Origin of the sequence: Flavitalea sp., assembly GCF_035489435.1 — a bacterium.
Taxonomy (GTDB): domain Bacteria; phylum Bacteroidota; class Bacteroidia; order Chitinophagales; family Chitinophagaceae; genus DATHKG01.
The window spans coordinates 72593-86817 of the sequence record NZ_DATHKG010000090.1; the positions used below are offsets into that span (position 1 = coordinate 72593).

The window sequence follows — 14225 nt, forward strand, 5'->3', positions numbered from 1 at the left end:
GATATTTTGATGGAGAAACCCGGTTAGGCGATACCAACCGAAGGTTTCCATGAATGATCTGTAGATTTCATGAATACCTCCTTTTCTTTGATGAATAACAAATTTACAAAAAAACCAAATATCAAAACAGTGTTTCCGGACCCTGGTTCTTAAAAATTTGCAAAGGATTTTTAATACTGAAGGCACACCAATTGATGATGCTTTATCACAAATCAAATTGCCAACAAATTAAAATTATCTAACATGGGAGACACAAAACCCTGTCTAATACAGAAGCGATAGAAAAGATCCAGGATATAGCCAGGGACGCGGACATCTGTTTGTTTGCCACTAATTTAACCAGGCTTCCGATCTCGGCCCGGCCCATGTCGACCCAAAAAGTGGATGACCAGGGCAACTTATGGTTCCTCAGCAGCAAGTCAAGCGTGCATAACGAAGATATCGGTAAGGATGGTCGCGTTCAGTTATTTTACACGCATAAAGGCAGTTCAGAATACCTGAGTGTATATGGCGAAGCAACAATCCTGGTAGACCGGGAAATTGCCAAAGAACTCTGGAGTCCAATAGTGAAAGCATGGTTTCCGGAAGGAGTTGATGATCCGGAACTCACCATTATTAAGGTTGTGCCTTCAGACGCATATTACTGGGATACAAAAAACAACAAAACGGTTTCTTTGCTGAAAATCATTGCAGGTGCAGTTACGGGCAAAACCATGGACGATGGTGTAAAGGGTAAAATATCTGTGTAGATATATCTCTGGATATACCCCGCATTGGGGAGCAATATTCCATTACTGTTTACAAACCGGTGATAGAATAACGCTATACCCTTACCCATAAAGAGGGAATGATTTTTAGACTTTAGTGCGTGGGAGAAAACGTTGTTTTATGTTAAAAGGAATCAAGCTCAGACCATATGCTATCCACTCACTTGTTGCAGCGCTACTTTATTGTTTACCGTTAATATTTTTTCTGAAGACGGCTGACTATACCAGGGCCTGGTTGCTGTATTTAGGCAACTTTCTTTTTATGCTGGTAATAATCTATTTTCTTTTTGTATTTAATGCAAAACGCGACGAAAACGCTGGAACGCTTGCTATGCTCACAGCCAGTTCTATTACGACTGTTATGGGGACCATAATGGCGGTGATACTATCACTGGTTTTGTTACTGGTATTTGTTCCCGGCCTTTTAAATTCCGGATCTCCAGCAAAACATTTGATCAACGAGCCTGCAAATAGTATTCAGGGTAAAACCGACGGCCTTGTTTTTATGATCATTGCCAACTCGATAATTGGCAATGTTTCATGCGGCCTGTTCGCCGCCATTATTTTTCCATTTAGCTTAAAGGGAGACCAGACGAAAGAGAAGGTCCCAAAGAAAAAACAAGCTGAATTATAAGGGCCTCAAAGAGGAATTGCAACGTTCGCGAGTTGCAATTCCTTTGCCGTGGCAACCCTGATTTGCAGAAATCAACTCCGCATCAACAGCTTCAGCAATTTTCCGTCCAGCTTCTGTCCATGCCAGTCTTCATAAGAGACATCCGCCCGGCCAGAATTGATTAGCCCAAAATCACCGTTGAATTCCCACAGTGCAAATCCGATATCATGCTGTTTTAGCACATCCAGCACATCGCCGAACCATGCCAAAAAAACATTATGGGGCGTTTTGTTCCAACATCCACATTCTCCGCAGTGTACACCGACACCTTTTTGGACGAGTTCAATCCACGGTTTGTAATATTTTTCAATTGCCTGTCTGTCTAAAGAGTTCGCTCCCGATTTTAAGGGCCAGGTTGGCGGTGGTGCGGCCATTGGATCTTTGTTTGCCCATGGTGCGCGAAAATGGGAGATTGCGCCAGGATAGTAACCGCGGCAACTTTGAGCTATATCCAGATCGGTAATTTCAGGTATTACGTTGTTTCCAACGCTGTTGCCATCTGCTATAACCAGGTGACCAGGGTTCTCTGTTCTTATTGATTCTGATGCAGCCTTAGCTACTTTTCTGTAAAGATCACCAGGCACAGGACCGGATTTCGAATGCTGATCATTCATATCTTCACGCATACTCGGTTCATTTACCAGGTCAAAACTGATTTTATCGGCTGCAGTATTTTTATAGATTTTTGCCCAATATGACCAGTGAAAGCAGAATGCCTTTAGCGCTTCATCATCTTTCCAAAGATTATAAGGTTCATGAAAGCCGGCATTGATACAATAACCCGGAGCGCGATGCAGATTCAGACTAACATGTAGCTTATGTTTATGGGCAAGAGCTACCAGTTTTTGTATTTTTTCAGTTTGTTTTTCATCGATCTTGTAAACCTCTTCTTTAGTGATATTCCTTGAACGATCGAAATCGAGGTACCATGGATAAGCTATTGGGATCCTTACAAAACTGAAACCCCAGTCATGCATCCATTTTAGATATTCTTCGGTTGTGGGTTTGCGGGAATTGGCAGGATCCGGGCTGAAAAAATCAAGCAGGTTGAAACCTTTCCAGCGGGGTAACTTATTGCCAGATTTAATAAATATACTTTCGGGAGAGATAAGCGAAGAGACAGATAATACGGCGCTTTGTTGAAGAAATTTTCTTCTTGAACTGTTATTGGTCGGCATGTGCCTAAATTACGAAAAGCATGCGATGCCAACCAAATATCAGGAACAAGGAATACAGCAAATTGCGCGATCATTATCCCCTAAGGACTGTGATCGCGCAATAAGAGTTCAATATCGGGCAGATTACGCTTTTAGGGCGCATCATATATTTATATTAGATCAGATATCTGCATGAGATCAGAAAGGCAGGTCATCATCGCCACCAGACATTGCATCAACCGGTGCAGGGGGCACATAACCGCCGCGGCTACCGCTGTCATTTGAATTGCCGCCTTCCTGTTTGCTGACTACCTTCCAGGCTTTTACATCTGTATACCAGCGACCGTTGTATTCACGACTTTCAACATCGAAAGAAACTTCGATAGAATCACCAACTTTGAAACTGCTCATATCTAGCTTATCACCCCAGGCAGCAATACAAACTTTTTTAGGGTATTGTCCGCCCAATTCGAGGATAAATTCCTGTTTTTTCCAGGTGCCGTTTTTACCCTGGCCAGTTTGCAAGGGAAGAAATTGAATTAGCTTACCACTGATTTCCATATCTGCTTTTTTTAGTGAGGCAAAATTACTTACTATTTGTCTTCATAGCGCTTCGAGTTACTCACAAAAGCGAGTCTTTTACTGTCAGGCGACCACGAGGGCACATTGATGGTCCCCTGGCCCCCATACAAATGCGCAATCACCTTTGGAGCTCCCCCCGAAGCGGGCATTAGCATCAGCCTGACTCTTTTATAAGAGGGGTGATCATTCGGAATAATTGTGGGTGGAAATGTAATAAATGCGATCCATTTTCCATCAGGTGAAATATGGGGAAACCAGTTGTTGTTTTCGTCGAATGTCACCTGTTCTTTCCCGGAACCATCGGGTTTCATCCGCCAGACCTGCATGGTCCCGCTTGCGCTTCCATTATAGTAAATATATTTTCCGTCCGGGGAATATTCCGGACCATCAACATGATGATCCTTATTATCGGTAAGCGCTACTTCTTCGCCTCCTTTAACAGATTTTTTATAAATATTATAGTTTTTACCATCTCGCATTCCGACATACAATACATGACTTCCGTCAGGAGCCCAGCCATGCCAATATGATGGTGTTTGTTCTGTGAGAAGCGTTGGTTCACCTCCGGATAACGGAAGTACATAGACGCTCGAACCTCCACCTGGCAACCCACTCCGGTGAGAGCTGATAGCAAGCATTTTTCCATTAAAAGAAATACCATGATCGTTGTTATTTTTGTCGGCTTTACCTGTATTCAATTTAACAGTGTCGCCACCATCAACGGGAATAGTATAAAGAGACCCATTTGCATTAAATAAAAGGCTTTTACCGTCAGGCATCCAGTTCGGCGCTTCAAATCTTCCCTTTGATTCGTGAATGATTTTTCGCTGCCCTGTAAATACATCAATTGTTTCGAGACGGCAACCAATAAATCCGGACCTGGAGGTTGAATAATTATCGGGTACCGGTTTATCTATCCGGACATTCCAAAACTGTGCGGCCTCTAATTTATCAGCATCATGAGAGGCCACGAAAAGACCTGCATAAACAGTATCAGGCATGTCTTTATATTCTTTCATAGCCACTACCTGTAATGGTTCCCCTGCATTTGCGATCCGCATTATAAACTGGTTACCGGATCGCTCAAGTTGAATTACATCCGTGCGTTTTTTTGGTGCACGAATTTCATCCTGGGGGTCGCGCATATATGAACCACGCAACGGCCTCGCCTGCATTGATATTAGTCCATCTTTATGAACTACCGCACTCACATGCGCCGCGGCATCGTCAAGAGATTCCCTGATCATCCAACCGGCCTTCTTGTGCATATTACCGGTGGTATCTGAGAATTTCAGATTAGTAGTCAGAATAAAATCCCCGTAAATCTTTGTAGGTAAATAACAAAACTCATCCCTGTTGAACCAGACATTGTAACCAGCTCCTTTGAGTGTATAGACCTGGGTGGCTTCATCAAATTGCATTGAGCCAGCCAGCTTAGGCTTGCCAATATCGAGTTGTTTATCTAATTCGCGTGTAAAAATTTCTTTGGTTGAAGTCTGGCCAAGCAAGCATTGGTGCATCAGCAAAAAAGCGAATAAAATTTTCATATTGCAGCAGGTTGTTATCAAATCAAGTTACTGGATTTTGTTGATCCCAATCGATTTTATCAACCCAACGCTAATCTAAGTGATTCCTTAATTGGTTTTTGAGCTTTGCTCTATTGCAGATTTTACTTGTTTTGCTTCCTTCGCTTCACGTTTGGCTTGTTTCTTAAAATAACCGCGGAACAAAAAATTATGTTTCAGTGCTTCAAGATTTTCGTCAAGCTTCTGGCTGCTGGTATTCAGGTTTTGAATCAGATCCTTGAACTCATTCCCGACTTCATCATCATTTAACAGCATACCCAAAGTATTATCAGTTGAGTTCAACTGTTTGCTTGACTTCTTAAGATTATCTGCAAATTCAGAAGCGCCGGCTGATGCCTGGTTAAGCTGGGTTACTGCCTGTTTCAGGCTAGTCATGATCGTAGTGTCATTTACCAATCCATCCGCAAGTGTACCAGGGGTTTCCAGTTTTGCGGTGAATTCAGCTATCCCCCCAGTCAGTTTCTGACTGTTTCTGGCAGCTATCTGCAAATTCACCATGGTTGCCTCAAGATTTTTAAATAGTTTATCATCCTGCAACAAAGCTCCTATGGTACCTTGTCCTTCTGCAAGTCTTTTACTGACCAGTTTGAAATCAGTGGTAATTGAAACCAGGTTTTCATTATTTTTCTGTAGAGTGGCCAGCATTTCATCGGTACTCATTGCCTTCTCCACAATCAGCGTTTCGCCCCCTTCAATTGGCTCTGCGGCAGGCGATCCTCCATAGATTACAATGATCTTATTACCAATTAATCCATCTGTTCCGATTTTTGCTTTTGCATCCTGCCTTATGAACTCCTTGGCCTTTTTTTCAATATGCAGTTGTACACGAACCTTTGAATCACCATAGAACTCTATTTTTTTTACAGTGCCTATCTTGACACCGGAGAAAAAAATGTTGTTCCCTATCTGGAGACCTGCCACGTCATCAAAGATGGCGCTGACATTGATCGCACGGACAAAACTTTTTTGCTGTCCCCCCAGGGTAAATATGCCAACCAGTAATATAATAAGACCGACAGCGACAAAAAGTCCTACGGTGACCGCGCGTTTATTTCTTTGTGTATTCATTAGTCAATAAAATTATAATCGTAAAAACTTTTGATTCTTTCATCCTTATCTTCAAATACTTCGTCAAAACTTCCTGTTTTCAGAAATTTCCCATCCATCAGGATGGCTATCCGGTCCGAAGTAGTTTTGGCACAAGTAAGGTCATGCGTTATTATTATTGAAGCAGTATTGTATTTCTGCTGAACTTCCTTAATAAGGTTATTGATCTCAATACTGGTTACGGGATCAAGCCCTGCTGTTGGCTCATCATACAACATGATCTGTGGCTGCATTATCAGGGTGCGGGCTATGCCTATTCTTTTTCTCTGACCGCCGGATAATTCAGAGGGATACTGATTTATTGTTTGTGAAAGCCCTACCGCGTCAAGAACGCCTTCGACTGCAGCATTAACATCTGTTTTTTTCCGGCTGCTTCCATTTCGAAGCAATGGAAACTCAAGATTCTCTCTTACTGTCATACTATCATATAAGGCACTGTTCTGAAAAGAGAATCCAATGTGCAATCGTAATTTCTCCAGGTCTTTAATATTGAGTTCAGCTACGTTTTCTCCAAGTACAATTACGGTTCCCTTATCTGGCTTTAACAACCCGGCAATGATCTTAATAAGTACTGATTTTCCAGTGCCAGATCTCCCAAGCACCGCCACGTTTTCGCCCTGGCGAACTTCAAGATCCACTCCCCTTAATACGTGATTAGTACCAAATGATTTTACCAGCCCACTGATGCGTATCACAGGATCTGAACTTCCATCAACCATATTCCTTCGGGTGTCCATCATCGTTATCGTTTTTACCTGAACCAGTTTACTACCTGCACTATTACTATCTCTTCAATAAAAATCAGGAACATGGAAATAACTACTGATGCATTCGCTGCTTTACCTACTCCCTGGGTTCCCTGTGATGCATGATAACCCTGGTAAGAACCGACAATACCTATCGTGAATCCAAAAATAAAAGACTTAATAATAGAGGACCAGATATCAATAAACCTGATACTATCAAAGGCTTTCTGAAAAAAAGTAACCAGGCTGGTTTGTTCATTTGCATTTACATTCAGGAACCCCCCAAACAGACCTATCATTGCTACATAAAGCATCAGAACCGGAACCATAAATGTGGTCGCTATTACCCTGGTTACAACCAGGAACTTAAAGGGATTGGTTGCCGAAACCTCCATAGCATCTATTTGTTCTGTTACCCTCATTGATCCAAGCTCTGCGCCAATATTTGATCCCACTTTACCTGCAGTAATCAGGGCTGTAATTAATGGTGCAAGTGCACGCAATATAGCAATGGAAACAAGGGATGGGAGCCAGGAGGTAGCACCAAATTCAGCAAGTGATGGACGCGATTGTTTTGTAAACACTATCCCTGTCACAAAGCCGGTAATAGATATAAGAGCCAGCGATTTATATCCTACCTCATAACATTGCCTTACAATTTCCCTGAATTCGAATGGTGGATGAAAAGCTTCTTTAAAGAACCTGATAATAAATATACAGGCATTATAAACTCCTGTGAAGAAATCATCAAGTCTCCTTGTAAGAAAATATTCCCGGGGCCGTTTTTGGTTTAGCTTCATCATTTAATCAAATATTTTGCGATATAGTGGGTAATTAAATCCCCACAGCAATTCCGGATTGATTTACAAAAGAAAACCTATGATTTTCCAAACTAACATGAAGCCGTCCGGTAAAGCGGCGATGACGTTTCGTGAATAAGGTATTTCTAATCTTATGCCATTTGAGTATGGGATTTCTTTAGAGAAGATTACAGGAATGCATAAACGAAAACACCCCCGCTCTGTTCAGAGGCATTTTACACATAATGAACGATTTGAATGTGTATAAGCGATTTAAATGAGTAAGCCCGGATTATGTTAATGCCTTTTATGGCTTTTAAGGAACTTTTCCCTGATCACTTCGCTCATTGTTTTTTGGGAAACTTTGCTTTCGACCCAGGATATTACATCCAGGTAAGCAAATGACCGGGTTTCAAAACGATTCTTCTCCAGAGCCTTTGTTTTATCCAGGAATTTTTCCAGTTCTTCCCTGAGCTTATGCCTTGAAACATGAAATGAATTCCTGAGAAATTTAAACATCTCTTCTTCAACGACGGTCAGGTTTTCCATTTTCGACATGAACCGGTACACGGACTTGGTCAGGTATTCCATCAACTCATAATTTTTGAGTTCATAGTGTGCCATCAGGTGCAGCAAACGTGCATAACATTGAAGATCGTTTCGCAACTCAACATTATCGTTTATGATTTTTTGCAGGTAGTCAATGCAGGTCTCAAAATCTCCGGATCCGAAATACAGCATGGCAATTTTATAATTGAGAACCATGATGCGGTGACTGTCGAGGAAAAGAGCGTACTCATTCAGCTTTTCATTGATGGAAGGCACCAGGGTCAGGCCTTCCTTGAAAGTGCCAAGCATAAAATGCTGGTTGATCTTTGCCGTTGTAATATAAATGAATGTCTGGATCCGGAAGTTGTCATGGTCCTGCACCCGGTCGGTCTGGCCAAAAAGCTCGAACTTCTTAAGATCCGCATCAAATTTCCGGTAGTTGCGTAAAACAAAATGCGCATTCATCAGGTTGTGCAGGCCTTTGATATAGTGACCTGTCTCCACCCGGATCATTAGAGGTTGTGCGTCAAAAATATCAACCCATTTTTGTCCATAACGGTAATACAGCAGGAAGTCCTGCCGGATAAACCCATACCAGGTATAACTTTGATACAGGTATAGCTTTTCATAAAAACCCGTTTGTGACAAGGCTTTTTCGGGAAGATTCTCGTAAAAGAAAAGTTTCACTCCAATTTCATCACGCTCATTCCTGGCGTGACCATTTTTAATGTACCAGCTATAAAGTTGGAGGGCCAGGTTAGACAGTCGGGCGACCATGTCTATATGATCGATAACCTCATTGGTTTCCGCGGCAAGTCGTTCAGCCCGGCTTTGCATTCCGCGGGTTATATGTAGTGCCTCAATTCTTTTTTCCAGGGCGATAACCTGGATCAGGAAATTGAATTTCTGATTTGCTTTGGCAATTTCTTTTGCCCGGTCAAGTATACGCAGGCTTTGGCTGAACAGGCCTTTTTTGTAAAGTATATGGGCATAGTCGAATTGCTCATTCAACTGGAGATCTATGCTATCGGTACTTTTCAGCAAACGAAGGCTGGCAAGTATTTCTTTGTACAGGTGACTTTTAAGATTGGAAAGTTGCGGTTTCTCGATTCCCGGAAGCTTTTTTAGCAACAATTTTTCGTCGTAGTCATCTAATTTGTCCAGCGCATCAAAAAGTTTTACAATTTTCAGGTCCTCTTTTGCGGAACTGCGCTTGATGTAAAGCTTAAAATGTCGTTTTTCGGACTTTTCGAGGGAATGAATTAAGGTAAATAAAGTATCCGTAAATCTGTTGGACATAATGAACAAATTATCCTGGGATGCAATACAGTAAAGACTTTCGAAATTGAAAAGTCCATTTTGGCGTAATTAAATCGCAAAATCATTGCTTAATAAAGATTGTAAGGCACCCTATCTTTGATATATCAAAATGAGTTAATCATACGGCAGCAATCGGAAAAGCAGGCAATCGTGAGACTTATTTTAAGTAAAGCTGTGATACTCAGCTCAAAGAATACTTCGAACTATTTTCATATGGCAAGCAATCGTTAGCGCCCTCTGTTTCTACACGGGGCTTTTTTTTTGCAATCTACTGAAGAAACTTAAAAATAGAAAAATTCTTTTAATTAATTCCCCAAATTAAAATCGATCCCTCATTTACTGTCTCCCCTCAAGCAAGCCGCATCTTATACTTTGACAATTAATTAATTGCAGCAAGGTTCCTATGAGGAATGACTCGCAAGGGAGCCGGTAAATGTTTGCAAGCGATTCAGAAATCTCTGGCAATGGAGGTGGAAACGGGCCTTGAAATGATTGAATTCAGGTCGCGGCTGGTTGAAGAAAAGCTCTGGAGTCTTCTAGTTGGATCCCGCAGTTTGCAAAGCTGTTTTGCGGTATTCTGGTTTGATACTGGGGCGGTTTGATTTTACCGCTGGCTTGAATGCGCTGCTCCTGTTTATGATTTTCTCGATCGCGTGCTGGTCCAGTGTATTTGAAGGGGCGTAAATTAGGTTACGTGCAAGGGAGTCGATCAATTTCCAGTTTTCGGGCCTGGTGAGGAAATAAGATAGAGACTGAACATTAAAAGCCCGGGTATATGGGTCAGCAGGTTCAGTGCTGAGCTTGTCATTAAATTTAGTAAGCCGGTCGATTGGTGCAGGTGGATGTTGTAACAGTTCCTCTCCCGCGCGAAACAGGCATTGCTCGCCGAGTTCCGACCTTCGTTGCGCGAGGTAACCTGAAGTAAGCATATTGATCAGCCTTTCGGTAACAATACCAGCTCTTTTTTGATGATATTCGGGTAAATTATCAAACAACACCGGATCGATCGAATAACTAACAATCCCTGCAACCAACATCAGATCTTCCTTGTAATGGATGTCGATATTCTCTATTTCTTTCAGATCTACCCGGTGACATGAGTAACCGTAACTATACGCTAATACGATATGACCACTTTTGTGGTACGCTGTCTGTATAAGATTATTGGAGAGTGCCGGGGCCAGATTTAAATAACGCCTGACGATGTTTGTAAAGATCATAAAGCAAATTAAAAAGAAACAAGAGGTTGTTCTAGCGTGTTATTCCTCCATTTTCGGGTAATGAAATAGGTATTTTTACGCTTTGTTTTAATTTTGCATTATGTAAAACCCGGTTTGAAATTTCAACCAGGAAACAGGAAAGGCCCTTTTTAGAAAGTAAAATATTAAAAGAAAGTACATGGATTATGTAGATTATTATAAGATTCTTGAGTTGGATAAATCTGCTACTACTGATCAGGTAAAAAAAGCTTACAGGAAACTGGCCAGGAAGTTCCATCCTGATCTGAACCCCGATAATAAGGAAGCAAATAAAATGTTTCAGCAGATCAATGAGGCCCATGAAGTGCTGAGTGATCCGGAGAAAAGAAAAAAGTATGACCAGTATGGCAAGGACTGGCAACATGCTGAGCAGTTTGAACAACAGCGTAACCGCCAGCAATACAGCGGCGGTGGCGGCCAGAGGTTTGAAGGAGATTTTGGAGATAGCGATTTTTCTTCCTTTTTTGAATCGATGTTCGGTCACCAGGAAAGCCAGTCGCGACATAGGAGATATAAGGGACAGGACTATCATGCAGAACTTCAGCTGAGCCTGGAAGATGTAGCTCAAACTCAGCCCCGTACCCTGAATGTAAATGGAAAGAATGTTCGGATAACTATACCGGGTGGTGTGGAAAACGGTCAGAAAATTAAACTGAAAGGCTATGGAGCGCCAGGCGTAAATGGAGGCCAGGCTGGCGATCTGATAATTACATTTTCAATTTTAGATCATCCAAGGTTTAAAAGATCCGGCAACGATCTTCATACAACAACTGACCTCGATCTTTATACAGCTGTGTTGGGAGGCGAAAAAACCATTGATACACTGGATGGAAAAATCAAACTTAAAATCGCCCCGGAAACGCAGAATGGAACTAAAACAAGGATCAGGGGAAAGGGTCTGCCGGTATACAAAAGCGAAGGACAAAATGGCGATTTATATGTGATGTTTAACATACTGATTCCAACAAATCTTACCGAAAAAGAAAGGGAGTTGTTCACTCAGCTGGCCAAATTGAAATCTTAAAAACGCTTGTCATGAATACTGAAAACCTGGTTACAGCCACCGATTTCTGCTCATGTCACCAAATTGAAATTTCCTTTATCAGGTCCCTGTCAGAATTTGGTCTGATAGAGACCACTGAAATTCAGCAGGAGGTTTATCTATCGCGCGACGAGCTCGAAAAACTTGAACATATTGTGGAGCTTCACTTTAATATGGACATCAACCTTGAAGGTGTTGAAGCTATCGGTCACCTGCTTGCCCGCATGCGGAGTTTACAGGACGAAGTGACGGCGTTAAAAAATAAGCTTCGGTTTTATGAATAAAGGGAATCGGATCTTCGCGTTCAGCGGTTTATGGCGGCATAAGAAAAGTATCTTTACCTGCCATGGATTATGTTAAGGAATACCGGAGCTTTATAAGCAGCCAATATCTCTATGAAGGTGTTAGGGTTACATCGGGTATCCTTATCCCTTCACTCACAATGGGGTATTTAGGTCATATTGAAACAGGCATCGCTATTTCGTTAGGAGCGCTTGCTGTAAGCATAGCAGACAACCCCGGTCCGATCCATCACCGGCGAAACGGCATGATTATATCCGGCGCCATTGCTTTCGTGATGGTGCTAATTAGTGGATACACTTCTTCAGTGCCCTGGTTGTTTTTCATCCTGTTACCGCTCTTTTGTTTTTTATTTTCAATGATTGGTGTTTATGGTACAAGGGCGACGTCGATCGGGATCGCTGCTTTATTAGTGCTGGTTCTTCAGACGCAACATCATTACCAGGGCAAAGAAATTTTGTTTAACGCTTTATACCTGCTGGCAGGGGCTGCCTGGTATCTCTTGCTGAGCCTCGGTCTTTATACCATTCGCCCTTACAAGCTTATACAGCAGGCCATGGGTGATTATGTAATGTCTGCCGCCCGTTATCTGCGGGCAAAAGCGAAATTTTATGTAGAAGACCTGGGAGCAGAAGACAATTTTGGGGACCTCTTACATGCACAAATCAGTGTACAGGAGAAACAAAACCTGATTGCAGAGCTGCTGTTTAAAACCAGGGGTCTGGTTAAAGAGTCGACAAATACCAGCCGGATCCTGATGATGAGCTTCCTGGACATAAGTGATCTTTTTGAACGGGCAATGACTGCACACCAGGACTATCAGAAATTGCATGCTTATTTTCGGGGAACGGGTATAATGCAGGAGTATATGGCCCTGATACTTGCACTTGCTGATGAACTCGACGAGATTGGCATCGCCCTTAAAAGCGGCCACCGTTCCAGGTATACGGACTCGGTTGATGCCCGCATACTTCAGGCAAGGAAACATCTGCAGGAAATGAGAACCATTGTGATGAACACATCTAACATTGATGGTTTTATCAGCCTGAGGCATATTCTTGACAGTATCGAAGATATAGCCGCCAGAATCCGGGTACTTCACCAGTACACATCTTACGATGAAAAGCTAAAGCGCAAAGGGAATGAGGCACCGAATCCGGAAAACTTCATCACCAGCGAGCACCTTGATCCCAAACTTTTTCGTCATAACCTGGCTTATCGTTCAAACATATTCCGCCATTCCATCCGTATCGCGCTGGCAGCATTAAGTGCCTACATAGTCGGGTTGTTTTTTCCGCTGGGTCATAGCTACTGGATACTGCTGACAGTAATTGTTATTCTTAAGCCGGCTTATGGGCTTACAAAAAAAAGAAATTTCGAACGCCTTCTTGGAACGTTGATAGGGGCTGGTTTGGGAGCTTTACTCCTTCTGCTCATAAAAGACAGAACTGCCATTCTGATCCTGATGGCAATAACAATGGCCGGCGCCTACAGTTTCCTCCGGACGCGATATTTCATAAGTATGGTCCTGATGACTCTTTACCTTCTGCTTATGTTTCACCTGCTTGATCCAAACGATTTTAATTCGATTTTGAAAGACAGGGTAATAGATACCGCTATTGGTTCAGCACTGGCATTTCTCTTCAGTTATTTACTGCCACCTATCTGGGAGCATGAACAAATAGATGAATTCATGACCCGCATGCTCCAGGACAACCAGGAATACTACGAATCACTTGCGGTTGCTTTTATCGGAAAGCCGGTAAACCATGGTTGGGCCGACCTTAAAAGAAAGGATAGCTGGGTTTCGCTGGCAAACCTGACTGATGCCTTTAACAGGATGCTTTCCGAACCGAAAAGCAAACAAAAAAACATCAGGCATATCCATCAGTTCGTAGTGTCAAATCATATGTTGACATCACATATTGCAACACTGGCTTATTATGCAGACAATCTTCAACCGGAATATATCAGCGAAGATTATCAGCCGGTAATCAAAGCAAGCATACGCTCTCTCAAACGTGCTGATGCTACGCTTGCCGGAAAATCAGAGTCAGGTACGGTTGAGACCGATCAAACCCAGGTAACTGTACTCGACAAAAAAGTCAATGCCCTGATGGTTGAGAGACAGAAAGAACTTGAACAGGGACGGCTTGAAACGACTACCAGGAAAATGCTTTCGGAATTCAAATCCATTACTGATCAGTTTTATTTTATTTATAAAACAACGATGGACATTGAAAAAATATCGAAAAAAATTAAATCTCCTGCCAATCGCCCTGTGCAGGATTTACCGGTAGCCGAAACATTATAATTTGATTAATTTATCCTTTCATT

13 protein-coding genes are annotated in these 14225 nt (G+C 42.2%); 5 read left to right on the forward strand and 8 right to left on the reverse strand.

Features of this window, described 5'->3' with window-relative positions:
• Positions 1-278: 278 nt before the first annotated feature.
• Entirely contained in the window at positions 279-749 is a 471-nt protein-coding gene (locus VK664_RS13835; protein ID WP_461399302.1) for a pyridoxamine 5'-phosphate oxidase family protein, read from the forward strand.
• 139 nt (positions 750-888) lie between these two features.
• Positions 889-1401, forward strand: coding sequence for a hypothetical protein (locus VK664_RS13840; protein WP_461399267.1), 513 nt, complete (start codon positions 889-891; stop codon positions 1399-1401).
• A 71-nt stretch (positions 1402-1472) separates the two neighbouring features.
• Here VK664_RS13840 and VK664_RS13845 read toward each other — a convergent pair whose 3' ends face one another.
• The 8 genes from VK664_RS13845 to VK664_RS13880 all read right to left on the reverse strand — a co-directional run bounded on the left by VK664_RS13845 (position 1473) and on the right by VK664_RS13880 (position 10507).
• Entirely contained in the window at positions 1473-2618 is a 1146-nt protein-coding gene (locus VK664_RS13845; RefSeq protein ID WP_461399268.1) for a glycoside hydrolase family 5 protein, read from the reverse strand.
• Positions 2619-2795: 177 nt separating this feature from the next.
• On the reverse strand, positions 2796-3158 hold the full coding sequence (locus tag VK664_RS13850; protein ID WP_461399269.1) for a DUF3127 domain-containing protein: 363 nt from the start codon (positions 3156-3158) through the stop codon (positions 2796-2798).
• A gap of 32 nt (positions 3159-3190) precedes the next feature.
• On the reverse strand, positions 3191-4726 hold the full coding sequence (locus VK664_RS13855; RefSeq protein WP_461399270.1) for a TolB family protein: 1536 nt from the start codon (positions 4724-4726) through the stop codon (positions 3191-3193).
• An 87-nt stretch (positions 4727-4813) separates the two neighbouring features.
• Positions 4814-5833 (reverse strand): MlaD family protein, encoded by a 1020-nt coding sequence (locus tag VK664_RS13860; RefSeq protein ID WP_461399271.1) that lies wholly within the window; start codon positions 5831-5833, stop codon positions 4814-4816.
• The gene (locus tag VK664_RS13865; protein WP_461399272.1) at positions 5833-6612 is read right to left on the reverse strand and encodes an ABC transporter ATP-binding protein; all 780 of its coding nucleotides are present in this window, start codon (positions 6610-6612) and stop codon (positions 5833-5835) included. The genes VK664_RS13860 and VK664_RS13865 overlap by 1 nt, the downstream gene beginning before the upstream one ends.
• A gap of 11 nt (positions 6613-6623) precedes the next feature.
• Entirely contained in the window at positions 6624-7421 is a 798-nt protein-coding gene (locus VK664_RS13870) for an MlaE family ABC transporter permease (RefSeq protein WP_461399273.1), read from the reverse strand.
• Between the two features lie 294 nt (positions 7422-7715).
• Entirely contained in the window at positions 7716-9266 is a 1551-nt protein-coding gene (locus tag VK664_RS13875; RefSeq protein ID WP_461399274.1) for a hypothetical protein, read from the reverse strand.
• Between the two features lie 557 nt (positions 9267-9823).
• Positions 9824-10507, reverse strand: a complete 684-nt coding sequence (locus tag VK664_RS13880) for a hypothetical protein (protein ID WP_461399275.1) — start codon at positions 10505-10507, stop codon at positions 9824-9826.
• A gap of 178 nt (positions 10508-10685) precedes the next feature.
• Here VK664_RS13880 and VK664_RS13885 point away from each other — a divergent pair, with 178 nt between their 5' ends.
• The 3 genes from VK664_RS13885 to VK664_RS13895 all read left to right on the forward strand — a co-directional run bounded on the left by VK664_RS13885 (position 10686) and on the right by VK664_RS13895 (position 14202).
• Entirely contained in the window at positions 10686-11570 is an 885-nt protein-coding gene (locus VK664_RS13885) for a DnaJ C-terminal domain-containing protein (protein WP_461399276.1), read from the forward strand.
• Positions 11571-11581: 11 nt separating this feature from the next.
• Complete coding sequence (locus VK664_RS13890) at positions 11582-11872, forward strand: chaperone modulator CbpM (RefSeq protein WP_461399277.1); 291 nt, start codon at positions 11582-11584, stop codon at positions 11870-11872.
• 62 nt (positions 11873-11934) lie between these two features.
• Entirely contained in the window at positions 11935-14202 is a 2268-nt protein-coding gene (locus VK664_RS13895) for an FUSC family protein (protein WP_461399278.1), read from the forward strand.
• The last annotated feature ends 23 nt before the right edge of the window (positions 14203-14225 follow it).

Excerpts from the sequence above, each read along its gene's own strand:
- VK664_RS13840 (WP_461399267.1), top strand. The coding sequence starts at position 889 with ATGTTAAAAGGAATCAAGCTCAGACCATATGCTATCCACTCACTTGTT.
- VK664_RS13845 (WP_461399268.1), bottom strand. The coding sequence starts at position 2,618 with ATGCCGACCAATAACAGTTCAAGAAGAAAATTTCTTCAACAAAGCGCC.
- VK664_RS13850 (WP_461399269.1), bottom strand. The coding sequence starts at position 3,158 with ATGGAAATCAGTGGTAAGCTAATTCAATTTCTTCCCTTGCAAACTGGC.
- VK664_RS13855 (WP_461399270.1), bottom strand. The coding sequence starts at position 4,726 with ATGAAAATTTTATTCGCTTTTTTGCTGATGCACCAATGCTTGCTTGGC.
- VK664_RS13860 (WP_461399271.1), bottom strand. The coding sequence starts at position 5,833 with ATGAATACACAAAGAAATAAACGCGCGGTCACCGTAGGACTTTTTGTC.
- VK664_RS13865 (WP_461399272.1), bottom strand. The coding sequence starts at position 6,612 with ATGATGGACACCCGAAGGAATATGGTTGATGGAAGTTCAGATCCTGTG.
- VK664_RS13870 (WP_461399273.1), bottom strand. The coding sequence starts at position 7,421 with ATGATGAAGCTAAACCAAAAACGGCCCCGGGAATATTTTCTTACAAGG.
- VK664_RS13875 (WP_461399274.1), bottom strand. The coding sequence starts at position 9,266 with ATGTCCAACAGATTTACGGATACTTTATTTACCTTAATTCATTCCCTC.
- VK664_RS13880 (WP_461399275.1), bottom strand. The coding sequence starts at position 10,507 with ATGATCTTTACAAACATCGTCAGGCGTTATTTAAATCTGGCCCCGGCA.
- VK664_RS13885 (WP_461399276.1), top strand. The coding sequence starts at position 10,686 with ATGGATTATGTAGATTATTATAAGATTCTTGAGTTGGATAAATCTGCT.
- VK664_RS13890 (WP_461399277.1), top strand. The coding sequence starts at position 11,582 with ATGAATACTGAAAACCTGGTTACAGCCACCGATTTCTGCTCATGTCAC.
- VK664_RS13895 (WP_461399278.1), top strand. The coding sequence starts at position 11,935 with ATGGATTATGTTAAGGAATACCGGAGCTTTATAAGCAGCCAATATCTC.